24 protein-coding genes are annotated in these 23,765 nt (G+C 61.1%); 2 read left to right on the forward strand and 22 right to left on the reverse strand.

Annotated features, from left to right (window positions below; all coding sequences use genetic code 11):
• Positions 1 to 495: 495 nt before the first annotated feature.
• From FHS75_RS15095 to FHS75_RS15150, 13 genes are all read right to left on the reverse strand, one after another.
• The gene (locus tag FHS75_RS15095) at positions 496 to 684 is read right to left on the reverse strand and encodes a hypothetical protein (protein ID WP_179408510.1); all 189 of its coding nucleotides are present in this window, start codon (positions 682 to 684) and stop codon (positions 496 to 498) included.
• A gap of 14 nt (positions 685 to 698) precedes the next feature.
• Positions 699 to 965: a hypothetical protein gene (locus tag FHS75_RS15100; protein WP_149036581.1), complete on the reverse strand. Its 267-nt coding sequence runs from the start codon at positions 963 to 965 to the stop codon at positions 699 to 701.
• Positions 966 to 1,025: 60 nt separating this feature from the next.
• Positions 1,026 to 1,361 carry a single-stranded DNA-binding protein gene (locus tag FHS75_RS15105; RefSeq protein WP_063612695.1) on the reverse strand — a complete coding sequence of 112 codons (336 nt, stop codon included), beginning with the start codon at positions 1,359 to 1,361 and terminating at the stop codon, positions 1,026 to 1,028.
• A 598-nt stretch (positions 1,362 to 1,959) separates the two neighbouring features.
• The gene (locus FHS75_RS15110) at positions 1,960 to 2,472 is read right to left on the reverse strand and encodes an RES domain-containing protein (RefSeq protein ID WP_179408534.1); all 513 of its coding nucleotides are present in this window, start codon (positions 2,470 to 2,472) and stop codon (positions 1,960 to 1,962) included.
• Between the two features lie 46 nt (positions 2,473 to 2,518).
• Entirely contained in the window at positions 2,519 to 3,019 is a 501-nt protein-coding gene (locus tag FHS75_RS15115; protein WP_063612697.1) for a DUF736 domain-containing protein, read from the reverse strand.
• A 164-nt stretch (positions 3,020 to 3,183) separates the two neighbouring features.
• Complete coding sequence (locus FHS75_RS15120) at positions 3,184 to 3,531, reverse strand: hypothetical protein (RefSeq protein ID WP_179408511.1); 348 nt, start codon at positions 3,529 to 3,531, stop codon at positions 3,184 to 3,186.
• Positions 3,528 to 3,752: a hypothetical protein gene (locus FHS75_RS15125; RefSeq protein WP_179408512.1), complete on the reverse strand. Its 225-nt coding sequence runs from the start codon at positions 3,750 to 3,752 to the stop codon at positions 3,528 to 3,530. The genes FHS75_RS15120 and FHS75_RS15125 overlap by 4 nt, the downstream gene beginning before the upstream one ends.
• Positions 3,745 to 3,927 carry a hypothetical protein gene (locus tag FHS75_RS17985; protein WP_227819749.1) on the reverse strand — a complete coding sequence of 61 codons (183 nt, stop codon included), beginning with the start codon at positions 3,925 to 3,927 and terminating at the stop codon, positions 3,745 to 3,747. The genes FHS75_RS15125 and FHS75_RS17985 overlap by 8 nt, the downstream gene beginning before the upstream one ends.
• A 75-nt stretch (positions 3,928 to 4,002) precedes the next feature.
• Positions 4,003 to 4,329 (reverse strand): hypothetical protein, encoded by a 327-nt coding sequence (locus FHS75_RS17990; RefSeq protein WP_227819750.1) that lies wholly within the window; start codon positions 4,327 to 4,329, stop codon positions 4,003 to 4,005.
• A 154-nt stretch (positions 4,330 to 4,483) separates the two neighbouring features.
• A complete protein-coding gene (locus FHS75_RS15135; RefSeq protein WP_179408513.1) occupies positions 4,484 to 6,154 on the reverse strand; it encodes a sensor histidine kinase in 1,671 nt (556 codons plus the stop codon).
• 111 nt (positions 6,155 to 6,265) lie between these two features.
• The gene (locus tag FHS75_RS15140) at positions 6,266 to 7,357 is read right to left on the reverse strand and encodes a phosphoadenosine phosphosulfate reductase domain-containing protein (protein ID WP_063612701.1); all 1,092 of its coding nucleotides are present in this window, start codon (positions 7,355 to 7,357) and stop codon (positions 6,266 to 6,268) included.
• A complete protein-coding gene (locus FHS75_RS15145; protein ID WP_179408514.1) occupies positions 7,354 to 7,989 on the reverse strand; it encodes a DUF7007 domain-containing protein in 636 nt (211 codons plus the stop codon). The genes FHS75_RS15140 and FHS75_RS15145 overlap by 4 nt, the downstream gene beginning before the upstream one ends.
• Positions 7,990 to 8,036: 47 nt before the next feature.
• Positions 8,037 to 9,293, reverse strand: coding sequence for a hypothetical protein (locus FHS75_RS15150; protein ID WP_149036584.1), 1,257 nt, complete (start codon positions 9,291 to 9,293; stop codon positions 8,037 to 8,039).
• A 95-nt stretch (positions 9,294 to 9,388) separates the two neighbouring features.
• On the opposite strand from FHS75_RS15150, the gene FHS75_RS15155 reads away from it, so the two are divergent.
• Positions 9,389 to 9,886, forward strand: a complete 498-nt coding sequence (locus FHS75_RS15155; RefSeq protein WP_063612704.1) for a hypothetical protein — start codon at positions 9,389 to 9,391, stop codon at positions 9,884 to 9,886.
• Here the strand turns inward: FHS75_RS15155 and FHS75_RS15160 are convergent, their stop codons facing one another.
• From FHS75_RS15160 to FHS75_RS15200, 9 genes are all read right to left on the reverse strand, one after another.
• Complete coding sequence (locus FHS75_RS15160; RefSeq protein WP_063612705.1) at positions 9,887 to 10,090, reverse strand: hypothetical protein; 204 nt, start codon at positions 10,088 to 10,090, stop codon at positions 9,887 to 9,889. It abuts the gene before it with no gap.
• A 12-nt stretch (positions 10,091 to 10,102) separates the two neighbouring features.
• The gene (locus FHS75_RS15165) at positions 10,103 to 10,723 is read right to left on the reverse strand and encodes a DUF6927 domain-containing protein (RefSeq protein WP_063612706.1); all 621 of its coding nucleotides are present in this window, start codon (positions 10,721 to 10,723) and stop codon (positions 10,103 to 10,105) included.
• Positions 10,724 to 10,734: 11 nt separating this feature from the next.
• Positions 10,735 to 11,403, reverse strand: coding sequence for a hypothetical protein (locus tag FHS75_RS15170; protein ID WP_160728983.1), 669 nt, complete (start codon positions 11,401 to 11,403; stop codon positions 10,735 to 10,737).
• Between the two features lie 18 nt (positions 11,404 to 11,421).
• Positions 11,422 to 11,814 (reverse strand): hypothetical protein, encoded by a 393-nt coding sequence (locus tag FHS75_RS15175; protein ID WP_179408515.1) that lies wholly within the window; start codon positions 11,812 to 11,814, stop codon positions 11,422 to 11,424.
• On the reverse strand, positions 11,783 to 12,721 hold the full coding sequence (locus FHS75_RS15180) for an ArdC family protein (protein WP_063612709.1): 939 nt from the start codon (positions 12,719 to 12,721) through the stop codon (positions 11,783 to 11,785). The genes FHS75_RS15175 and FHS75_RS15180 overlap by 32 nt, the downstream gene beginning before the upstream one ends.
• Before the next feature lie 79 nt (positions 12,722 to 12,800).
• Positions 12,801 to 14,876 carry a ParB/RepB/Spo0J family partition protein gene (locus tag FHS75_RS15185; RefSeq protein ID WP_179408516.1) on the reverse strand — a complete coding sequence of 692 codons (2,076 nt, stop codon included), beginning with the start codon at positions 14,874 to 14,876 and terminating at the stop codon, positions 12,801 to 12,803.
• 80 nt (positions 14,877 to 14,956) lie between these two features.
• Entirely contained in the window at positions 14,957 to 19,171 is a 4,215-nt protein-coding gene (locus tag FHS75_RS15190) for a strawberry notch-like NTP hydrolase domain-containing protein (RefSeq protein ID WP_342356018.1), read from the reverse strand.
• 63 nt (positions 19,172 to 19,234) lie between these two features.
• Positions 19,235 to 20,074, reverse strand: coding sequence for a DUF7146 domain-containing protein (locus tag FHS75_RS15195; protein ID WP_063612713.1), 840 nt, complete (start codon positions 20,072 to 20,074; stop codon positions 19,235 to 19,237).
• A 493-nt stretch (positions 20,075 to 20,567) separates the two neighbouring features.
• Positions 20,568 to 21,866 (reverse strand): replication protein RepA, encoded by a 1,299-nt coding sequence (locus FHS75_RS15200; protein WP_179408517.1) that lies wholly within the window; start codon positions 21,864 to 21,866, stop codon positions 20,568 to 20,570.
• A gap of 521 nt (positions 21,867 to 22,387) precedes the next feature.
• Between FHS75_RS15200 and FHS75_RS15205 the strand changes: the two genes are divergently transcribed.
• Positions 22,388 to 23,596 (forward strand): AAA family ATPase, encoded by a 1,209-nt coding sequence (locus FHS75_RS15205; RefSeq protein ID WP_179408518.1) that lies wholly within the window; start codon positions 22,388 to 22,390, stop codon positions 23,594 to 23,596.
• Positions 23,597 to 23,765: the final 169 nt, after the last annotated feature.

A 23,765-nucleotide genomic window follows, 5' to 3' on the forward strand; every position in this document is an offset into this window, starting at 1 on the left:
CGCAAGGAAGCTAGCGCAATAGAGCGCGGTCCCGGCCGGAGGACGGGAGGCGGCAACTATTATAGTGTCACCTGCGCAAGAGTCTCACTATCCTGACGACGATCATGGAACGTCCAAGGCACTTAAACAGTCTCGGCTATGTAATTGCAGGGAGCGCCACTGAGCGCGCGTCCTCCCAGGCTATGATCGCATGAGGTGAGAAGCCGCGAAGAGTGGGACCAGTACCTTGGAAAAAGCGTATGATCCTTTTGGTTCGGTAATGCTGGAACCGCTGCAGCGCGAACTTGATCTGTGAGCGGCCACTGGGTTTTCGTTGGGGTAAATCTATGGCGAAGAAGCGGATCTCTCGGAGTTCTTCAACAACAACCCTCGGTCAATTCAACAGAATGCGGAAGGACCGACGCTTCAACAACCTGCGTTGTACGGCGCGGGCGGCTCTGGCCCCCGCCCCGGCACAGCTGGTTTGCAACATATACGGCCGCTCGTAGAGCGCCGTCAGGGCTCCCACACATAGGGGACATAATCGTCCGGCTTCACGACGTAGTAGCGGGCGGAATGCGGCCCACTGTGAAGCTGGTTCATGCTCTGAGCTTTCTCTTCGGCGGCCCTTGCACTCAGGCCGGTCGAGACGACGCGGTCGCTGATGTGGTCGCGGCCGAAATTTTCGATCGCGATAACTTGCATGGCGAGATCTCCTTTCAGGCTGCGCGCGGAAGCGTTGCGGCGATCTCGGCACGTTGTGCTTCAAGCGTCGCGAGATGGTGAACATAGATCGGGCCGAATGCGAGCGTTTCGGCAAGATCCTCGTCGGTCTCGAGAATGTCGAACGCGGTGTTGCGATCGAGTGCATCGAGATCGATGGTTTCCAGAAGCTGTTCGCGACGTTCTGCGAAGCGGGTGAAGTTGTTGAGCTTGCGTTGCGCATGTGCGGCGTCGCGCTCGGCAAAGAGACCGAAGTCCTTCATGGCCATTCTCCTGCGATAGATGGTGAAAGGGCGGCGCTTTCGCGCCGCCCCCCTGGTCGGTCAGATGAACTCGACGTTTTCGGCGATGATCTCGCAGCCGTAGCGATCGTTGCCGTCGGCATCCTGCCAGCGCGAGTAGTGCAGGCGGCCGGAGACAGCGAGCTGGTCGCCCTTCGACTTGTGCTCGCGGAGCGGAAGACCCATGCCGTTGAAGACGGTGATCTTGTGAAACTCGGCGTCCGTCTTGGTGTAGCCGGTTTCCGGATCCTTCTGGACGCGGCCGTCGCGGATGACGGGACGTTCGGTGACGAGCAGCAGCTCGGTGACCTTGGTCTTGGCGCTGTCGCGGGCGATGGGGTCCTTCGCCAAGCGGCCCACCAGATTGATGTTGTTCATTTCGTAATCCTCCATTGGTCCCGGCGGACCGTCCGCCGGTGGCCTCAACGAGCCCCGGAAGGAGGGATGGGTCACCGCGCACTCGTGCGCGGGAAACCTCGAAAATCGAGGTGGTGCGGGCAGCTCGCGAAGCGGGCAACACGGCTCGCATTTTCAGGTTGGCCTTAATCCCGATCGGAGGGGCAGGGGCACTAGGCGGCGGACGGACCGCGCAGGGAGCAATGGGACCGATCCGAGTATCGACGACGACCGGCATGGTCGCTTGGCCCGTAGGACCTTGCTCGCGACTTTAGCGAGATCGCGCCAGCCACGCTGATTTCGGCTAACCAGTGAATTCGGCCACAAGGCCGTGATATCCGGTTCGAACCGCTACTCCTCTGGAGCCGGTCGCAGGATCATCGTCTCCGGGCGTTTCTCGCGGAAGTGACCATGTGAGTGCCCCTGCCCATCGGACGCTATGATCGTGCCGGGAAGCCGGGGGCTATACGCTGACATGGGAGCATCCAGAACGCAGTTCGCGGCGCAGGGGCGGTGCGCGAGGGCCGCTCAGTTTGGCCCGAAGCCCGATCGACTGTCTGCTACAATTGGATAACGGTTTTCAGCGCCACGATTTGTCGTTTGTCGGAAGGCGGCGGTCCTGATCGATTACGCGTAGTATGGCCTCGCTATTCAGGTTCCAGGCCCATAGTGCGACATTCTCGAGGTCATTTTGCATGGATGCATAGGACGCTCCATGAAAACCGTCGGCAGCAAGGGTATCTGCCAGATCCCAGGTCGGGGCTTGGGTCTGCTCCACTACGTGTGTGTACCAATTGGTAGCGAGCAAATCAGGGGTGATATCGTACTGGGCGTGTGTGTTCGGATCACGTGTATCGAAAACTCTGGCATTGCGCAGTACGTAGGAGATGAGCGTGACAGGTTTGAACGGGTCTAGACTGGGCTGGCTCTCGACCATCGCTGTGGTCGGGTCGGCACTCAGATAGAGCATTTCGACTCCTGGCGGATTCCAGCGTCCTCCGTTTGAAGCGGCTCCTGCACCGCTCAGAGGCGCGCAGGAGCTGGCCGCAGTAAAAAGGCCCGCCCGCGGGGTCGCGCGGACGGGCCTTCGCAGTTGGCCTGTGCGGGAGGAGTCGCACCGGCCCGGGGGACGCTGTTGGTCAGGCGTCGGCGGTCTCCTTCGCCTTGGTCTTCGCCTTCGGCGAGGGAGCGGTGCTCTCGCCCAGGCCGTCGCCGCCGACGGTGGAACCGGGCTGCTCGGGCTCGCTGCCGGTCGCGGTCGCGTTCAGCGGCGGCAGCGCCTCCTCGCCTTCGCTGGCCATGCCGGGGAGCGTGCGCTTGCGCTGCGGGCGGCGCCAGGCGACGTTGTAGGCGCCGTCTTCCTGGCGGAACATGGCGACGTCGATCGGCTTGTCGAGCGAGGGATCGTCGACCCGGCCCGAGAGGAACACCTCGCCGGTGTCGTTCGACGAGTATTCCCACAGCGCGCCGACCTTCACCCAGCTGCGGCGGTCGGCCGACAGCGCCATGACGTCGAAGGCGGGGGCGCGCTCGTTGGTCGAGACGAACTCGCGCAGGGCGATGGTGGCAGCGAATGCCATGGTGACGATGCGACCGATGTGAACGCCGTCCGCATTGGCCTTGAGGGTACCGATGTTCATGGGAAGTTCTCCTGATGCTTTTGCCCGAACCCCTTGTCCGGACCACCTTCCTTCATCCCTCCTTCCCCCCGGGCGCAGCCCGGCAGCGCGCGCCAATCGGCGTGGGCGCGCGCCAATCCGCACCCGACCCGTCGGGAGGGAGCGTCACCGGCTTGTCGTGGTTTCTATGTCCTGTTCGACCTGTTGCGCGCTTCAAGCCGAGCCAGGAAGGCTTTCGCTTCGAGCTGGTTAGGCCCGTCGGTTTTCGCGAGCGTCTTCATTCTGTCGATCTCGAGACTGGCGGCGGTCTCGGCGGGAATGTCGCAGTAGGGCTCGAGCAGCCTGATCGCATCGATGGGCCGCGGCAGTTCGGCCTCGACGGTTCCTTCCCACAGGATCGGAACCTCTTCATCCTCGTCCTTCGGGTCAGTGGCGAAGACCTGTGCGAAGAAGGTACGCAAAGGACGATCCCAGCCTATCCATGCGGATGTCGCGGGCACGCCGTCTCGCAGCTGAAGCTGATGGCGGCTCATGCTTGCGTCCTCGCACGGCGGTGGTCGCAGTTGCGCATGGCCTTCATGATGCGCGCCTGTGCGAGGATGTCGTTGCGGCGGGTTCCGTCGCTGAGGCTGTCGAGCAGATTGAGCGTGAAGATAATTCGCGCGGTACAATCGAGCCCGAGCCGGGCGCGGTCGTTTAGAGTGGCGATCCTTTCAGTCGTCGAAGGTGGGGGTTGAACAAGCATGTCAGGCATGGTGGATCTCCTGTGCGTGGAACCGCTCGAGCCAGGTCGACATCGGTTCGCGAGCTTCGACGGGTTGCTGCGCGGCGCGCTCCTGGAAGGCGACCAGGTCGGACGGGGCGCTCTCGATGATGCGATTAATCTCGGCCTCTTCGAGGAGCGCTTCGCCGTGGATGAAATCGGTCATTCGTCCGGGCCGCGTCTTTGTCGACTTCCGCTATAATCCCTCTACCGTCTTGAGCCGCGGCGCCGCGCGCCCCGATCAGAACGATCGTGCGCAGCCATTCAGCGGATAGTGCGCGGACCTCGTCGGGTTTCGTTGTCCGTCACGCGGTGACGCATCGTAACCGATGTAGCGCACAACCTTGGCGCCTTCCGCCCAGGCGTCGATGGCTGGTTGCCAGGGCTTGTTGAAGGCTTCCTGCGGGGCGGCCTTGTATTCGAGACTGCAACTGTGCCGCTCGAAGGCGATCGATGGGGGGCACCCGTTGGTTAAGAGCAATTCCGTGAGGTCGCGATATGGCGGCCAGTTCTTGGAGCGCTTGGCCTCGTAGCGCACGACTTCGTACGCGATGGAGCGCTCCGCCATCCAGCGCCCATGATTTCTTGGAAGGCGTAGATCTCGATTTTCTCCGCGCCGGTGTCCGCGGTGAGGACGAGATCGGGGGCCTCGCGATTTGCCAGCTCGATCAGCAGGGCGGTGCTGTCTACGCCGATACCATAGCAAAGAACGCTTGATGGCTTCACGTCGCCTGCTCCAGATCGGAAACGGCCACATCGATCGGGCTGTCGTGCGTAAAGCCGATCGTTACGCTTTTACCCTTGGGCAGAGTCCACATGATGCGCGCCACCGCGTCGCGGAATTGGGATGCGATGGCGGCGTTCTCGCCGACCAGGATGCGGTATGCGAGCTCTCGTGCGTCCCGGAGGAACCGGTCGTGCTGTGTGTCCCAGCTGTCGGCGTCGGAATCGTTCCAGGCTGAGAAGCACGCGTTGTCTAGGAGGTCCACGAGGCCATCGGGCTGAAGGCTATCCGATGACACGTAGGCGATGGTAACGTCCTCGATCCCGTCGGAGCAGCAACCGTCCGGGAAGGTGAGAACGATGTCGGCTTTCACCCGTTCGCGCTGAGCGGTGCTGCAGCCTTGCTCCTTGATCGCGTATTCGAGGTGGATTTCCTGCGCGGCGCTGATCGCGGGGAGGGGCGGATCGGCGGCGATCGCGTCGACCGTGTGGATCGTACCATCGGCGTGCACGATGAAGGTCGGATCGCTGAGCTCGCGCAGCTCGTCATACCAGCTATACCCTTCGAAGGCGGTGTTACGATCGACCAGTTTGGCGCGGATTGGAGTGCCGTGCAGCGCGCGGGCAATGATTTGTCCGAAATGCGCTTCTTGGGCGTCCATCAGGAATTCCTCACTGGTGATCGTCCGGCGCTGCCCGGCCTCGCTGCCGCTTTCGTTGTCGGCAATGTCCGGTTCCCACGCATTGAGAACGGCCTCGGCCTCCGCGAGGTTGATGCCGAGCTCGGCGGCTCTGCGGTAGCGTTCGAAGCTGAGGCTGTGCGACGTCTGGGCCGCGATCGCGCGGTAGCAGGCGGCCTCGCAGGCGACTTTTAACGCGTCCAACCCGGCGTTCTCCACGAATTCTTTGCGTGCCGGGAGAACGAGCTGCAGTTCGGGCGTATGCCCGATGTCGATCCGGGCGTGCATTTCTTGCTTGCCGATCTGCGGTATTTCGAAAAGCCGCGCGAAGACAGCGACGCCGTGGAAGTTCACCGTCGGTGCCCGGTGATAAGTTCGGCCTTGGAAGACGCCGATACGACTTCCGCGCCAGTCTTCGACATGGATCGCTCCGCAGAGGAAATCCTTCTTGGGCATTTCCTTGCCATGAAAGCAGACGGGCACCGGGAAGAATTGCACGGCTTCCCGAAGGGCGTTTTCGGCTGTGCCTTCGTCAACGCCGGGGACAACGAATGAGACTGAGGTTCCCGTGGTCCTGTTGGAGCGGTCGACAACGATATCGACGTCTCCCGTCCAGGCAGCGGGCGCGATTTCGATCCGCCAGGCATCGCTCGACGAGCTAGGTCGGGATTCGATCACCGTTGCCTTACCGGCCAGGCTGAACACGCCCATTCCTGCGGGGTCTTCGCCGTTGGCGACGGCGGCGTCCCATCGCGATGCTCCCAAGGCGAGAACGCGTACCGGATCGTCAATCCCGCAACCATTGTCGTCGAGGGTAATTCGCAAACCGTTCTCTTGAGGCGTCGTGGTGACGTTGACGACGCTCGCGCCGGCCCGGCGAGCGTTCTGCAGGAGTTCGTTCAGGATGTCGCTTAGCGAGCCGTTGAACAGACGCGTTACCTTTCCGATCGTCTCGGGGCTCACGCTCGCGCGAATGGGTTCGTATTTCATCGGGTTCCTCCTTGTCGGACTGATTCCCGTCTTCCTCTCCCCCTCCTCTTTGCCCGAGATGGCCTGAAGCGATGGCGCGGGCGTTGCCCGAATTTCTTCGTCGGTGGTCGATCAAGCCGCCTTGGCGGCGTGAAGCTCGGCAAATCGCTCGCGGATCGTCAGCGCGTCGGGCCAGTGGTTTACGAGGTTGTGCGTGGTGGTCATTTCCCTCCGCACGCGGTGAATGGTGTGTGCTTCGTCGAGCGTGGGAACGCGCGGTGGCCACCCCTTCATGAACCGGAGGTCGTTGGGTAATTCGCTCTCGATTGTACGGCGGCGTTCCGCCATCAATTTGGCTTTCCTGATCGCAGCCGTTCCCTGCGCGTCGAGGAGCTGTGGGCTGACGTCGGCTAGCCAGCGCCCCGGTTGGAACGAGAATCCGGATTTGGCCTCGATCCCGACGATGGCGCGATAGGCCGGGTGGTTTCCCTCGCATGTCGACGAGACGGCGAGGTTGTTGAGTCCTGCGAGCACGCAGTAGCTGCAGCTCAATCGGTCCGCTCCGCGGCCGTAGGCCTCGTGCAGCGGGATGCGGCGCGTGGCGTGATAGGCGAACACGTCGCGCGCCGACCATTCGACTATCGGATGCCACGTCAGCATGGTCGTCCCTGCCCGGTTTCCGATAGGCGCAAAGCGGGTATCAGGCTTGCTGATCGGGGCCTTGGACCGGACGATGCTTTCCTCGCGGCGAATGCCGACCACAGAAATGACGGTTTCCCCGGCAAACCTCTTCCTGAGATTTGCGCCGATCGGTTGCACCTTGGTCTCACCCGTACAGAAGCGCAGGCGTGCGGAGGAAAATGGCGGCACGAGCTGGTACGTCTCGAGGTTCTCGTATCGGCGGAGCGAACTCTTCCAGCGCTGTTCCCATCGCTGAACAAGCCCGCCGGCCTTGCGCCTCACGACGGATAGGTCGACCGCGAGCATCGTCGCGATTGTTTCGACGAAGCCTGATGTGGATGGCCATTCGATCATGCCGAGATCCGCATGGATTGCATGGCGCCGATCGCGCGGATGTCCGATCCGGTCGAGGTAGGCATCGACAACAAAGGCGGCCGCGCTGGAATCCTTCCCGCCCGAAAGGCTGTAAACGACGTGTGTGCCATCGGACAGAGCCGAGGCGACGGCGTCGTCGATGGCGATGTCGTTAACCTGCGTGGTCATGCCACTCTCTTCGACCGAAGCTCGGCGGGCGGATCGATAATTTCATGCGGTATCGAGGCGAGCATGGTGACCTCGCCGCGCTGGGCGTAAGCATCCTTGTCGATCAACGCGCAAACCTCATCGTCGGCGTACGTTGGGCGCCCGAGGTGATTTACCGACGTGAGCCGGCGAGCGATGACGCCGGTCTTATCCTGCGGGACCCAATCGGCCCAATCGCCCCACGCGCTGGTCGTGCAGAACTCGCCTATGGCGGCTTGGTATGCTGCACGAGTACGCAGGATATGCGATTCATTGGGCGCGACGGTTTCGCTGGTATGCGCCGTGAACCGGTCTGAGTGCCAACACCGGGCGGTGTCCCGCGCGAGCTGCAGGAAGCCTGCAGTGCAGGTTTTCTGCTGTGCAAGTTCTCCTTCGAAAGCCAGGTAGACCAGACACCAGTCGGCGTCTTCCTCGTAGGCGTTCTCATCGAGACGGAGCACATCGGGCATTGCGTCCTGTCGCGCATCCGAGAGGAGAAGGCCGCCGTGGCTGGCCGTCATTACGGACCAGATGCCCGGTGCGAGCTGATCGGCCTGCTGGATCGCCCCCCAGGGCGAATTTACCGGTCGTGGCGTGGCGGGGAATACTGACATGAGCGAAACCTCCTGATTGTTCGCTCAAATCCTTCCCCCTCCCCCTTTCAGCTTATGATCTGTCTCGCGCGTTCGGCGATGATCTGTACTGTGATCTCATCCAAGGGCAACGCTACGACCGGGCCTATCTCGAGAAGGCGCTCGTGTTCTATGCTGCGCAGTTCGAGATAGCCGCTATCGGCAGACTGGAGGATCTGCAGGGCGAAGGTAATCTGTCGCTGCGACGCCTGGTCTTTCACCGCCACAAGGAAGTCAGGTCTGGCTGAACCGTGTTCGGTCTCGATATCAAAGAGGATTTTCTTGACCGCCATGCGGATGCCGTGACGCCGTAGGCTGTATTGCGCTTTCTGGAGTTCCAGCAGGATATCCCGATCGTGGTCTCGTTCTGCCGGTACGAACTGGTTGCCGGTGAATACGGGCTGCGCATAGGCCCGCAAAGCTCGGTAGCCCTCACGCTTGCTGTGTTCACCGACGACGGCGAGAACTAGGAAAGGGGGCTGGACTTCGGCTCGAATGATTCCGGTGTGCTGTATGCGATTTCGGATCTGCACTGTGCCGAGCCCGGTCACGATCTCGCTGCTTGTCACCTCGCTCGCTTCAAGAAGGAGGAAGGCCTGCGGCGCGTATTCTTCCGGCCAGTCGTCTTCGGCCTCGCGCAGCCTCGCATGGACCTTGCATTTCTCGTACTCGATCGCGTTCGTGTAAAAATGATGAGCGAGCTTGATGCCCGGGGCGATTTCGAACTGTCCGGCCACCTCGCGCAAGCGCCTCATCTCTGCGCTTATCGAGCCGTCGCGCGGACCCTCTGGCGGAAGCTCGCGCAATACGTTTGATCGCGCGCGTTCGAGCAAAAGCCAAAGGAGTTTGCCGAGCCTGGGGATGGCGACGCCGCGGGATCGGTCGTCTGGCTCGCTTTCATCAGGTTTCTGGGCGAGCTTCTCTGGCGCTTTCTGGTGCGCGTTGAACAGTCCCTTGGGCTGCTCGATCTCGTAGAGTGTGTCGCGGCCGGTTTCGCGGATACGTTGTGGCGCTTGCGGCATGTAGAACGGGCACCTGGGGCTGTGGCTCGGACGAGCGGTCAGGCGGCGGAGATAATAGGTTTCCTGGAAGCTGAGATAAGCGGGGCTCATGAGCGGCGGCGATCGATCTTCCGCCAGACAGTCGCAGGCTAGCCATTTACCGTTTTCGCGTGAGGTCACGACGAGCGAGACCGAGGCTCGGTGATCCGCCTCGTCGCCTTTGCCGATATACCATCGCACCAGCGCCGCTTTCAGCCCGTCGCTGATAGCGACGCGGTTCGTCATGCCGCTGGTATCTTTGGGTATGAGCCACATGATCTAGACCAGTTGACGCGCCTCTTTGTTCACTCTATGTTCATCGCATAGAGGAGTTTTGCGTGATGAACAAGGCATTCGCGGTTGGTCGGTTCGATCTGGATATTGCGCTTCGCGATGCGTCGCTCGACGAGATGAACCGCGTTGCCCGCCGGTCGCTGGCGAATGCGTCGATCGGCGTCGAAGCGTTCGACGCGTATCATTCGGCCCGAGAGCTTTTCGAGACTCTTGAGGCCCTTCACGAAGGCCAGCGCGGAGCCAAGCGCAAGCTCGCCCAGGTTCTTTCTTGCGAGTGCGACGATTATCAGCGTTGTCTGTATTACACGGTTGCCGGTCGCGGTGTCTTGCAGATGCTGGACGATCTGGAATGGCTGATCGACCTGCTCAAGGCGCGCTGCGAGGTTTCTGCCGGTCTCTTCCGTTCAGGGACGCTGCCGCTCGTGCAGATCAATCCTTACGTCTCGGCCGAGCCGGATGGACCTGTACCGGCGCGTGGTGGCGAGTTCGAGCAGGGCGCTTCGTGGTTCCTGGATCCGGCCCTCGGCGGCCAAGTCGGCGAGTAGTCAGAGCAGGATCACCTGCAGCTCGAATGTTGCCGGATCATGGCCATGCGACGGCATGACGCGCAGCGGCTGCAGCGGGCACTCGGTGCGCACGACGGCGTGATCCTCGCCGGTGGCTTCCGAAAGCCGGAGCGCCAGCCTTTCGGCGTTGTTTCTTCCGCATAGCTGGCGGCGTCTGGGATCGAGACTTTCGCATTCCATCATGGAAAATCCGGTTCATGCGGCAGGGAAGAAAGTCTTCGCGACCTTCGGTTCGCGGACGATCTCGAACCGGCGCTCGAGAAGGCGGGAGATCTTAAATCGGCCGCGACCGTCGGTTAGCGTCAGGACGGTCTTCTGCCCTCCCCGCCGAAATCGAAACTCGCGATGTTCGCTGCCGTCGCTGAAGCGCATGGGTGCGGGGAACCGGATGAGGTCACCGTCGCCGAGGCGCCGCCCCTTGAGAGCGAGCAATCTGTAGCATCGTCGCCTCCAGTCGAGCGCCCAAGGATGGCTTGTCGGTGTCAGGAGCTCCAGAACACTTTTCGGGCAGGCCGTTTCGACGGGCCCACATGTTTCGTCGAGGTCCTTGTAGGCGAATATATACCCGTCGGCAGCGCGAGGATTCCAGCGAACGAGACACACGACCGCTGTGATGTCGATCGTCTCGTCATGTTCATCGTAGCGCTCGGCGGCGGCGTAATAGGCTGATCCTGAATAAACGCTCTTGAGCACCCTGAGCGCGCGAAAGGGCGTCTCATCCGCCGCCGGATGTTCGTAAGTCAGCTGAGCATCCAGATAGGCCTTCGGCGTGTCGTAGGCACCCATCCCCATTCGGGTCATTGAAAGCCATCCCATATCGGTTTCCTTCAGATGAGGCCGGCTTGCGCCGGCGCCGGGAGTTTCAGTTCGCTTGCGATCCGTTTCGCGAGGGCCGGAATGTCTTGCAGCACCGTGATCGGGGCCTTGCGCATCGTGGCTCCGGGCGGTTTCCAGTGCGGGTTTCGCCAAGCTACACCTGGTTCGCCGAAGCGCTCAGGGGAAATGCGGATATACAACCCTCTCGCTTCCAGCGTGTGATCTCCGGCAAGCGATTCCTGCGGCGTCGTGTATCCGAGGCGATAGTCGTTGTGCGCCATGCCGAGTTCGAACGCGATCATGCGGAGGGTCCGCGATCCTTCGCGGCGATAGTGGCGAAGCTCCTCTTGCCGGTAGTCGATGCCGCGTCGTACCAGCGCCACGATCGCGGGCGATCGCTTCAAGTCTGCAAGCTTGTCGATGCACTGCCGTCGTAGGTCTGCATCCTCGGTATCTTGGCGGGTTCGCACCCCTTCTGCGATCCGGGAGAGATGCCGCGTAAGTAGGAGCACCGCTGGACAATCCGCGGCCGATCTTCCGGCAAGGCGAGCATCTTCGATCGCCTCGTTGAGCGCGCGGATCGCAGTATCGTATGTCGTTAGACCATCGGGCTCGAGGGCTCGGCGGTAGCGGTAGTCGATGTCGCAGATCATGAGTTCGCCCTTCCATTGCTGATGCAATGGCCTCTCCCCCTCCCCTCAATGCAGCGACCTAGATATCGCCGTGAGCGTATTTCCTGGCAGCGGCTCGAAGGCGATCGGCTTGAGAAATGCCTCGGGTGCGACCTGCTCGAGGATCCGAGCGATGGCGGAAAAGGCGACGCCGGAACCCTCGGTGGAGACCACCAGCAATGATCTGCCGTCCTCGTGTCCTGAAAGGTTCCATCCGGCGGGACCTTCGCCCAGAAGGCTGTCGAGTACGTCGCGGGGTTCTCTGGCCGGGAAGTTCAGCAGCATCCGCCCCCTGAGCGCCGGTCCGATCAGTACACGCTCGCCATCCACGAGATCAGTTGCGTATTGATGGAGTTGAGCGAGACGCACGATCGCCTTGAGACCCGGTTCAAGCGTAAGCTTGAAGTGTAGCCGTTTCATGGCCCTTCTCCTCAGCTTCGCTGTCGTATCCGGAGAACGCTGCGAGATAGTTGAAGGCCTGGTCGGCCTTGGCGGCGGCGGTGATGATGGCGCTCTTGTCCGACTTCAGGATGTCGAGCCAATGGCCGATATAGCTGGCATGGCTTTCGTGCAGATCGGCGGGAAGGCCGAGCTCGTAGCAGATGCGGGCCGAAATCTGTTCTGCGACGAGCTCTTCGAAGGCGTAACCTTTGTCTCCGAATCGTTTTCCGAAGGTGCGGGCAAGCCTGCTGGGATGGCCCGTCCAGTGGCCCGTTTCATGGGCGATTGTCGCGACGAGGCCATCCTCATCGACGAAGCTGTGCCGGTGAGGCATCTGGATGAAGTCGCTGCCTGGGGAATAGAACGCCCGATCACCGCCATAGCGGACCTCGGTCGGAATGGGTGCGAAGAATGCGTCGATCGCCGCCGCTTTCTGCGATGGTGTCGGAGGTGCCTCCGGGACCGGGTCGGGATAGAAATGGGCCGGCAGATCGTCGATCTGCGACGCGTTGAAGACGGAGTAGGCGCGCATGAATCGGATCGTTCGCGAAGATTCCTCTCCTGTAGCCCGATCGACCTCCGTTTTCTTCGTCGTATTGAAGTAAATGCTTGGTTCGGCAGCTTCCCCCCGACGGACCTGTCCGCCGAGCTCCTGCGCCTGGCGATAGGTCATCCAGTAGCGGGATTCGTATCCCATCGCGTCTGCAGCGGCCCACAGGTAGAGCCGGTTGATGCCGGTGTACGGCACGCCGTTCGCGCGCAGCGGCGCGCCGCCGGCGCCGGTCTTCTTCCAGGGGCGGCGCCAGGGCAGCGTGCCCTCTTCGATCTTTCGGATGATTAGGTTCGTAATGTCTTGGGCGACGTCGCGCTTTGCGGATCGTTTCATGATGTGTCTCCGGGCATGAAAAAGGCCCGGTCGCTTGGTGGAGCGGCCGGGCCAGTGCATCAGGAGGGTTGCGGCGCCTTCAAGCGTCCACCGCCGCTTCTTCGTCGACGTCTTCGGGTTCCTCGAAGGTCGGTTCTCCGTTTGCGTCCGCGAGATCGGTGTCGTCGTCGGGTTCGACCGGTGTATCGTCCTCGCCGCCGGGATCCTGAGCGAAATCGAATTTCATCGCTTCGGGCAGCCAGGCGAGAGCGCGTTCCTTGATGTCTTCCTCGACGATCGCATCACCGGAAAACAGCTTCTCGCATGTCTTGGAGAGTTCGGCCTTCTTGGAGGCGGCGTACCGGGCCGCGAGTTCGGACCCGCCGATGTCGATCAGCGCAGCGAGGCAGGACGTCTTGTTGATGCGGTCAAAGAGATTCTCCGAAGTCGGCCGCCACATCGCTGCGACGTCGACGTCGAGGATACTTCCGAGGACCGCATGAATCGGATGGTATTCCGAGTTGTAGCCCTTCTTCGCCTCCAGCGAGACCGCGACTACGTAAGACAGCCATGCGGCCTTGGTCTCGTCGTCGAGTTCGCGGAAGGCCAGGAAACGCTGGGCGACCTCCTTGGGCTCGTGCCAAGTCTTGTTGAGTGCATCTTCCGCCTGTGCGAGGATGCCTTCGGCTGCCGACTGCGGGATGTCACCGTAGGCCGGATCTTGGGGCTTGCCCGCCTTGAGCGAGGTCCCCTTGCTCTCGTAGCTGCGATCGTCGCAGAGCGCGAAGATGGCATAGTCGAGCGCCAGTCCAGGATCGCCGAGAAGCGATGCGGCGAGGATGTTTCGGCGCTGGACGGAGAGCTCGTCGAACAGCTTGGCGCTGATCGGCTTCTCACCGCCCGGGGCGACTGCTTCGGGGGTCGACGGGCGAGCGGCCGAGCTGCCGGTGCTCCCGCTGGTCGGCATGTCTTCGCTGGTCGCGGTGATGTTGCCGTCTTCATCCTGCTCGAAGCTCAGCCGTTTCTCGCTGTAATAGTCGCTTTCCAGGACCATTTCGCCTTTGTTGGTCAGGATGAGGAAGCGTCCGGCTTCGCCGTGCCATTCCTCGGGCAGCTCACGGACCGGATTGTTGAGATCGTCGCGTTCGTTCGACAGCGTGTCGTATTCGACCTCGAGTTTGTCGAGATCCACGCCGTCTTCTTCCTGCGCGCTCTCGTCCTCGAAGATCGCGTTGATGTCGTCCATCCGTGCGTCGATCTCGTCGATGCGAGTGCGTGCCTCCTCGGAGAGCGGCGCAGGAGGCAGGCGCACCGGATTGAGGCCGAGTTCGCTGCGGGCGCTCCACGAATTGGTGGCAGCGACGGGGTTGATCCAGGCGAGCCCTGTTTCAGCCGCCACACGTTCAGCCTCCGCCTCCATCTTGGCACCCGCGAGCTGATGCGCGATTTCCACGTCGATCCAACGATCATCGGCCGCTTCGCTGAAAAGGTCGCGTTCGATCTTGCCACCGGCCGCGACATAGGTGTCTTCACCGACGAGAAGCGCGATCGGATCGTTGCCGCGGAGCGAGCCATCCGCGATCATTCGCCGGATGGCGTCCGCGCTGGGGTTCCATGCGTGGCGCATCTGTTCGAATACGCGCAGTTGTACCTCGTGCTGGTCGGTTGCGGCGTAGGCCTTGGCGATGTCCAGCGTGATGTCGCTGGCTGCGAGTGCTTCGAAGATTGGACCGGCAAGGTTGGCGAGGCGCAGGCGCCCGTCGACGAAACGCTGCGTCAGTCCGAAGCGCTTCGCAACCGCAGCCGTATCGCCGTCTTCTTTGATAAAATGCTGGAACGCCTGGCATTCCTCAGCAGGCGTCATCTGCAGTCGCTGGAAGTTCTCCGCCAGCGAGACCTCGCTCGCATTGTGTTCGCGGCGATCGATGACGAGGCACGGTATTTCGAAGTCCGCGTCCATGGCGCCCCGCTCGACGATGCGGTGCATGGCCCGCATCCGCTTCCCGCCGCCTATCACCTCGAAGCGGCCGCGCTTTTTCGCCTTGGCGACGATGAGGTTCTGCAGCACGCCGCGCGCCTCGATATCGAAGGACAGTCGCTCCTCGAATTCGGAATTGGGCCGCTTGCAGACATTGTCTTCGCTCTGATCGAGCTTGCTCAACGGGATGAGTTGCATGATCGTATCTCCTGATGGTCGACCGGCGATTCACCGGACACCAATCCCCCTCCCCCTCCCCTTTGACCGGGCATGAGCCATCAGAGAGGCGCGAGAAGAGCCCTGACGACGGGTTCGGGATTGTCGGCCGGAACGAAGATTCTGGTGCGGTACGCGATGATCTCGGTGAAGCATCCGATGGTCTTTAGCCATTCGATCTGATCGGCGGGGACTCCGGCGATTTCGATGCGAAGATCCCCTGCCACGCGCGAGCGCTTCAGGACCGCGCCGAACGGCTGCTCGATGGTGATGCTGCGGTTCTCCCGCAGTGCCTTCACGACAGCCTCATCGGTGAGCTTCACGCTCGAATTGACACCGAACGCCTTCAGCACGTCGGCGACATCCGTGTCGTAGACGATGCGGCCGAGCCAGCTGCGGCCTTCGAGGTCTACGATGCGGTTGACCTCGAGATAGTCGCGGGGAAGGTTTGACCAGATCGGCAGCAGCAGTCCGGTTGCGAGGTGGATCGTCTCGGTGTGCAAACGCGAAGCGCTGTCTTCGGCCTCGGCCAGCCACAGCTTTGCGAAGCGAAGCTCCGCACATTCGACCCAGGCGGATTCTTCGAGGTCACGCAGCTGATGATATTCGCGGCGTAGCGGTCGGTGCAGGATGACCCGCTGGATAAGCTCACCCTTCTCGGTCATGAAATGCCGTGAGGGCTCGCACAACGCCGCCTTGTCGCTCTTCGTGTTGCGCATCAGGATGCAGCCGTCCGACCATTCGCGTCGCTCCAGCACCCTTTCTAGTGTGGTCGGCTGATACCGGGTCGTCAGATCGATTCGAAGCAGATGCGATGTCGCACCGGTGCGCTCGTCGGTGCGAAGGATGATATCCTCGTCGACGCTCGCGCTTTCGACTTGGATGGTCTCGATGCCGACATCCAATGTGCCGGCATCGCGCGCGGCGGATATCCGAGCTTCCACCAGGGCCAGGAATTCGTCGAATATCGCGTTCTGCATCGCGATCGGTAGGGCGAGGATGCGATTGAGCCAGCGCTGGATGGGCGGAAGATCCTCTTCCAGGATGCCGTCGGCGGAGGCGATCTTAAGACCACTGCGTTTCTGGAAATCGACCAGCGTGGCGCTGGTGAGTTTGCCTTCGGCTAGGAGGCCGAACCATGTCACGAGCGCCGCCTTGGCATATTCGCTTTCGAGGTTGTCGGCCGGGTCGAACAGGTTCTGTCCGCCGGTCTGGCGCTGGCCGCGCGTGAGCGCGCCCAGGCTGTCGAGCCGGCGCGCGATCGTACTGGTGAAGCGCAGCTCGCCCTTGCAGTTTGTGGTCACGGGGCGGAACAGCGGCGTTTCGGCCTGATGCGTCCGGTGCGTGCGTCCGAGACCTTGGATGGCGCGATCGGCCCGCCAGCCCGGCTCGAGGAGAAAATGCACGCGCTGGCGCCGGTTATCTGCGTCGAGGCTTGCGTGGTAGGAGCGGCCGGTTCCGCCAGCGTCGCTGAACACCAGAATGTTCTTGCGCCCGTCCATGAAGTGATCAGTTTCGGACTGGTTCGTACGCGCCGACCTCGTTTCGAGTTTCTGGCTCCCGTCGCCCTGCGTTACGAGCCGCTTGGTGCGTCCGGTGACTTCGGCGACCTTCTCGGTGCCGTAGTGTTCGATAATGCCATCGAGGGCCGGCTTGATCGGGGGAAGCGCGCAGAGGTGCTCTATGAGCCGCTGCTTCTTCTCGATTGCTTCCGCATTGTGAACCGGTCGTCCCTCGTCATCGAACATTGGCATCGAACGCTCTTCACCGGTATCGTCGACGAAGACCTGCATCTGCTGGGTGGGAAAGGCACGCTCGAGATAGTCGATGACGTTCTCGCGAGGACTGAGGTCCAGATCAAGCTCGGCGCGTTCCTCGGGAGATAGACTGTCGAGACGCCTGTCCAGAATGCTCTCGGCCGTGGAGACGAGCTGGACGACGATCGCCTTGTCGTCGTCGATATGGCCATTGATTGCGGCGATCAGGGTCGGCAGCTTCATGGAGAGAAGGACCTGGTTGAAGAAGCGTTGCTTGGCGCCTTCGAAGCGAGAGCGGGCCGCGGCCTTTGCGCCGCTGTTGAGCGTGTCGCCGTCGAGATCGTCGACGACGTTTGTAAGCGCCAGTGCCTCCTCCATGTTCTGATGGATGATCGCCCAGGCGTCCGCATAGGTGTCATAGATGCCGATCTGATCGTTTGTCAGATCGTGCTTGAGCACCTCGTATTCGACACCGGCAAAGCTCAGTGCCCTCGCCTGATAGAGGCCCAGCGCCTTCAGGTCACGGGACACCAGTTCCATCGCGGCGATCCCGCCCGACCGGATCTGGCTGATGAAGTCCTCGCGGTTCGAGAATGCGGTTCCCGGTCCCCAGAGGCCGAGGCGAACGGCATAGGCGAGGTTGTTGACGTCGGATGCGCCCGTGGCAGACGCGTATAGAACGCGGGCATCGGGGAGGTGGTTCTGGAGCAGGACACCGGCGATCCCTTGCAGGGAACCCGGCTTCGCGCCGCGCGCGCCCTCGCCTCCTGCCACGCCGCCCATCTCGTGGCTTTCGTCGAAGGCGATGACGCCGTCGAAGTCGGTGTCAGCCCAGTCGAGCAGCTGCTTCAGGCGTGTCGCATCCTGGCGTTGGCTGCGCAGCGTTGGATAGGTCACAAAGACGATGCCGTCGCGGAAGGGAAGTTCTTGGTCGATCTTCCAGCTGGAGAGCGGTTGGATGTCGGCGGGGAGCCCGCCGATCGCGGCCCAGTCGCGGCGGGCATCTTCGAGGAGGCTTTCGTTCTTGGATATCCAGATCGCTTGCCTGCGGCCCGCCAACCAGTTGTCGAGGATGCAGGCTGCAATTTGGCGCCCCTTCCCCGCTCCGGTCCCATCGCCCAAGAAATAGCCCTTCCGATAGGCCTTGCCGTTCTCGGACAGCGAAAGACCCACCCCCTCCTCTGACGGCACGAACTTGCCCGGAAGAAACTGCGTCCAGGCGTTGCCGGCGTAAATGATCGTTTCGAGCTGCGCTTCGGAGAGATGCGCCTCGTTCAGAATGCAATCGTGAAGCCGCGGTATGTAATCGGGCACCGGCGCCGGGATCGATCCCATGGCGACGCTCTCGACGAGGGGTGTCGGGTGTTTCCGGGAGCCCTGGATGTTGATCCGGCTCGGCCGATAGGGAACGTAGACGCCCGATTGCGCCCCGAGCGCGCGGGGCGCTTCCAGCTTGGCATAGTCCACCGTGACGATCTCGCGCGCCGCAAGCTTGCGCTCGATCTTAGGCGTGGTGCGCGGCTTGGCGCGCATCGACTTGAACAGGCTTGTCGCCTTCGGCTTGATCCGGGTGGGTCGTGCCGGCGGCGCTGTCGCGGGGTCGATCCGCTTCACGATCAAAAAGCATTCGGCAAGCTCGGAGACGGTGTCGCGTGCAATCAAGGACGGTTTCGAATTGCCCGGAACCTTGTCGATGACCAGCAACCGGACCGCCACGCTCGTGCCCTGCTTGTGATAGCATTTGGCGAGCCTGCAGGATGTCTGCACCGTGCAGTTTGCGAAGGTTTCCTCGTAGATCCGCAGCATCTTGGCGCTGGGGGTGAACCAGTCAGGCATGATGGCAACGACGCGGCCGCCCGGAAGCAACTTCGCCAAGGCCGCGCGCAGGTGACGGACCGCTGCGAATTGGTCGACCCCCCTGCCCTGCGAACGCGAAAACGGCGGGTTCATCAAGATCACCGTTGGCCGGAGGTCGTGCGCCGAAAGGGACGTCAGCATCGCACCGTCGAAGCCGGTGATCGTGGCTCTTTCGAAAAGAAGCGACAGCTTCGCACGGCGACGAGGATCGATTTCGTTGAGGTGGAGCTGCGCGACAGCCGGCAACATGCTCACGAGAGAGCCATGCCCGGCACTCGGTTCCAGGACGATGTCAGTGCTGCGGGGTTGCGCGGCGATCACGGCGAGCGCCGCCAGATCGGCCGGCGTCGAGAATTGCTGGAAGCGGATCTGATCTTCGCTTCGAACGGTGTGGGTGGGCAGCGAGTCGACCAGTTCCGACAGCGCAGGCACATCTTCGAGCAAGGGTGTCGAACGCGCCGAAAGATGAAGCGCCAGCCCCGCCTCAAGCAAATCGTAGGCATCGCGCTGCGTCCAGGATCCATTCGCCGATGTGCAGCCGTGCAGCTGCTCCATGATCGCAAAGAGGCTCTTCTTCGAAAGGATCGAGCCTGCGATGTTCTGGGCGACTTCCTCGATCGCCCCCTTGAGGCGGTGGTCGGATTGTTCGAATAGGTCGGTCACGGTCTGCTCCTGATGTTGATCCGCAACCAAGCTTCCCTCTCCCCTCCCCCTCGAACCGCAGTCCTATCCTCCAGTGTTCTCGTTCACCTCGGCCCAGTCGCCCGCCTTTCGTGGCGGAGGATCGCGGAGAACCGTCCGGTCTTTAGTCGCGTACGCCTCAATCGCCGCCAGTGCGCCAAGCCGCCCTGCCCTGTTGTTGTCCTCGGCGATCACGACCGTCTTTACGCCGTCCGGTATTCGGACAAGAGCCAGGCGTTCGGCTCCGAGCGTACTCCAGCACGGAATTCCTTTGATCCTGGTGTAGGCGACTGCATCTTCCATGCTCTCCGCAAGGCCGAGCGTGTCGCCTTTGAACGACGGTGACCAGGCGCCCATCCCCGGCCGCCCAAGCATGTATTTGCCTTTGTGGCACAGCCCTTTCGATCCGAGCGCGATACGCTGGATTGCCATGATCTCCAGGCGATCCCTCACCGCAACGAGAAGCGCGGGTCTGAAGACGGCATTGGGTTTGCGTCCGAACGGACATTTATGGTGGTAACGGATATCGCGGAGATCCAACGGAAGATTGCGCGATTTCAGGTATGCCTCAGCGAGCGTTTCGCAGATCTCCCGGCCCTGGTCCCATATTCGCCGCGCATTCGCTGACGATGGACTTGGCTGAAATTTGGGTGCTGGCGAATTGAATACGGGCCGCGTTCGCGAGATTGCTCGCAGTACGTCTTCATTTTGGCATCCGGCAAAGCAGTGTACCAGTATTCCGTGCTGGCCCTGCCTGATCGAGAGGGACGGCGTGCTGTCGCGGTGTGCTGGACATCGGCACATGGCGTAGCTGCCATGCCACTTGCCGCGAAGTCCTGCTACCGTGTCGATTGTTTCCTGAGTTGGGCTCAGACAGGTCAGCATAGTTGCTCCTCCTTTACCCCGAACCTCTTCCTCCACTTTTAAGAATGAAACCGAGACGAGTGTTGATACTTGCACCATGCTTGCCGGTCTCAGGGGGTCTGGCGATATTCAAATCACGCCAAAGGTGTGGTTGTGAAAAATCTTTTTCTGATTCCAGGGTCAATGTTCCTTTCTCAGCCAACACAAGAGGCCAAGGTCGAGAGGTTCGTCAGTGCTTTATCCCGAATTTCGTGGTTCTGGTTTTTGGAGTTAACGCACAAGCGGATCGACCGGAGGGCAATCAAGCCTTCCCAGGAATTGCCTCTGCTCAATGGTAGCGGAAAGCCCGTTTCGCCGGGAATGTGGCAAGATTCATTGTGTTCTCGGTGTCCCCGTGAAACCAAGAAGCCGACGATGCGCGTATCGTAGGACTATATGGCAACGGTGGCGGGACACCACACGAGAAGGTTGGTGCCTCTGCGCGATCGTCCGTATGGGCGTAAGTGCACCGCTCCTATTGGTGCGCGGCTCTCCGCTTGGCATAGGAGATGACGAAACTTTCCCAGATGCGAAGCCATTCTTTCTCGGTTCGAGGGCGTTCGAAGTCCGGGCAGCCACTGCGGAATTGGCTCGCCATCAGATCGACATCCCAGGGAGTACCCTTTTCGCGGCCAATCCGCAAAAAAGCTTCTTCGCGCTTTCCATACTGAAGCGACCCTGACGGAAACGCCAAGGTTTCGACTTCCGGCAACGTCTTCGCCCTGCCCTCTGCTTCGCCTGTCCTTTTGGACAGGGCTTTCCGCTTGCTGCGCGGTTCGATTCCAACGAGCCGTAGATGGGCTCCAACGAGCTTCTTCTCGAGCGGCGCTGGTGAAGGATAAAGGACGACCTTCCTCCCCGAAACATCGACATTGGCGTTCGGATAGACTGATGTAACAAGTTGCATTGTTTCACGGACGGTCTGGCGAAATCGTTTGCTGTCCGCGGCGTTGCCCAAATGCTTGGCCAACTGGTCCCACGAGAGTGCCTGGCCGCGCTCGGCGGTAACACGGGGGAGCCGGTAGGCAAGATAGGTGTAGAGATCGAGCGCGGTCGGCGCTCCCTTCAGTTCTCGGATCGCCACTTCATTGAGTGGAACCGCATGTTCAACGAGATGCTGATAGAAGACCTCCGACATTCTGATTTCGCGAGCGAAGGCACCGTCCTTGTCCAGCGAGCCGGCATATTCGCTGGAAATCTTTACATCCCTGACGGCAAAGGCGTTCTGGTCCGTATCGGCGCCGTCCCATCTGATCTGCCATTCACAGGCAAGCAACCGATCGACCTGCTGCTTCATCAGATTGGCAGTACCGCGTGGCCCGTATGAAATCGTCTGATATCCGAGACGCCGCATCCAATCAGTGAAATTGCGGCCGAGATAAACATCGCGCGACCGTTGCTGAACCGCTTGCGAGAGCATGTAGATTAGCGCCACGCGGGGATAGGATCCGAAAGGAACACCCAGACTCTTCATCACTCGCTTGCCATCGATCTCCTGCAGCACCGGCCGGGGATTGATTGCCAGCGCATAGCGACCGTCCTCGCGAATGATCGGTTCGAACTCGTCCTTGGGGCGCTTTGTTGGGAGCGACATGGCGCATAACGCCGAATGCAGAAACGCCGGCACCGGGTTTTCGTCCTGAACTCTCAGGAATGCGTCGAGCGTCAGTTGCGAGCCAGCATGCTCGGCAAGTGTACGGACCTGTTTCTCGCCGCCAGCCAGCATTGCCAGAGCGTATTGGTGGCCAACCGGTTTCTTGTCATCCTGCGTCATAGTCCCCTCCCCCGATTCGGCGGGCCTCGGTGGCTGGATCAACAACAGGGTTGGGGGGCTAAATCAAGCCCTTTGGCGATTTACGGACGATTTGTGGCCGAAAACCTGCAAAATCACCGATGATGTCGGGTCCGTTGAGCAAAACATGCCAATATCAAACTTTCAAACTCAAAATTTAACCGATTGCGAATCGGATTCGAAGGAGGAGATTCTCTATAAGTAGGTATGCGCTCTGAGATCATCGGTTCTTAGGCACCGAGATCATTGCATTTCTGCACTGAGTTCATCGGCCTGGCTCTGAGATCATCGGTTTTCGTCCACAGCTCGGTTTTGCGAGTCCGATGGTTGGATCAAGCAGTTCAAAAGGGCTCGAAGATCATCGGCGAACGCGTTTACTCGCCCGCGACTGCCCGCAAGTGGCTCGGAGATCATCGGTGTAGCTGTAAGTTTTTTGGCCAAGTCGTTGCTGAAAGCGTCAACTCGGGCTAAATTGATGTCCAGACTTCCAAGAAGGATAGTAGATGGCCACCAAGATTTCAGCCGATGGGCTTCCAGGCAGCTCAGCAACCGATGATCTCCGTTCCCTTCATCGCAAGTCACTGGCAATTCTCAAGCGGCTCCAGACACACGCGCTCGATCCCGAAACCGGAGAGAAGGCGGGCCCAACCTTCCCCATCTCGAAGGCCGCAGAACTCGTCGATCGAACGGCATCGGCAATCCGAGAGGCCGAACGCGATGGCCGTTTGCCCGAGCGCAGTCGCACCCCTTCGGGTCACCGCTTGCCGTACAATCTCACCGAGCTTGATAAGATGCGCAAGGTTTTCGGAACAAGGCCTTGGCGCGATCCGGAAGACACGCCGGCGATTATCTCGGTGTCGAACTTCAAGGGCGGCGTCGGCAAGTCGACGATCGCGGTGCACCTTGCGCAGCACTTTGCGATTAAGGGGTACAGGACCTTGCTCGTCGACTGCGACAGCCAGGCCAGCTCGACCATGATGTTCGGATATCGTCCCGATATCGATCTCGGTGAGAACGATACGCTTTACGGGCAGTTTCACGACCCCGAGTTGCTCGGGGTCCGCTCGATCATCCGGGACACGCACTTTCACGGCCTCAGCCTTATCCCTTCAAATCTCAAGCTCTATAATCTGGAGTATGAGATAGCTGCGCACCTGGCTCAGACGCGAAGCTTCGATGTGATTGATCTGATTTCGAATGCGATCGGCGAGGTCGTTCACGACTATGATGTCGTTATCATGGATCCGCCGCCGGCTCTCGGAATGGTGTCGATGGCGGTTCTCCAGGCAGCGAATGCCATGGTGATCCCGATGCCGCCAAGCGTGATCGACTTCTCTTCGACTGTATCCTTCGTCGATATGGCGAGAACCACTATGGAACAGCTCGAGCAGTTGGGGGGCAGGGCGCGACCGGCCTACAATTTCATCCGCGTGGTCGCGAGCCGCGTCGACGAGAACAAGTCGATGCATCGCGAGCTTCTGGCCATGATGCGCGATGTGTTCGGCGGGTCTTTGCTTACATCGATAATGCCGACGAGCGCCGAAATCGACAATGCGAGTTCACGCCTCAAGACCGTTTTCGAGCTCGATCGGCCGGTAACGTCACGCGAGGTGCACATGCGGTGCGTGAAGTACCTCAATGCGGTTTGTGAGGAGATCGAGCAGGAAGTTATCGGCAGCTGGGCGAGCCGGGCAGGGGAGGTGATGGCATGATGTTGCCACGTGGCAACGATCTGGAAGGTCGTTCTGAATCAATGAGATATAGCTATCAGGCGAGTCCCGTGCCGGTGCCGGCGCATTGCCATGGTCAGCTGGTGTACGAGACCATTCAGAGTGCCGTTGCCACGTGGCAACAAACTGCCGCCACGGCAACACACGAACG

Source organism: Novosphingobium marinum, assembly GCF_013408095.1.
GTDB classification, from domain to species: Bacteria; Pseudomonadota; Alphaproteobacteria; order Sphingomonadales; family Sphingomonadaceae; genus Novosphingobium; species Novosphingobium marinum.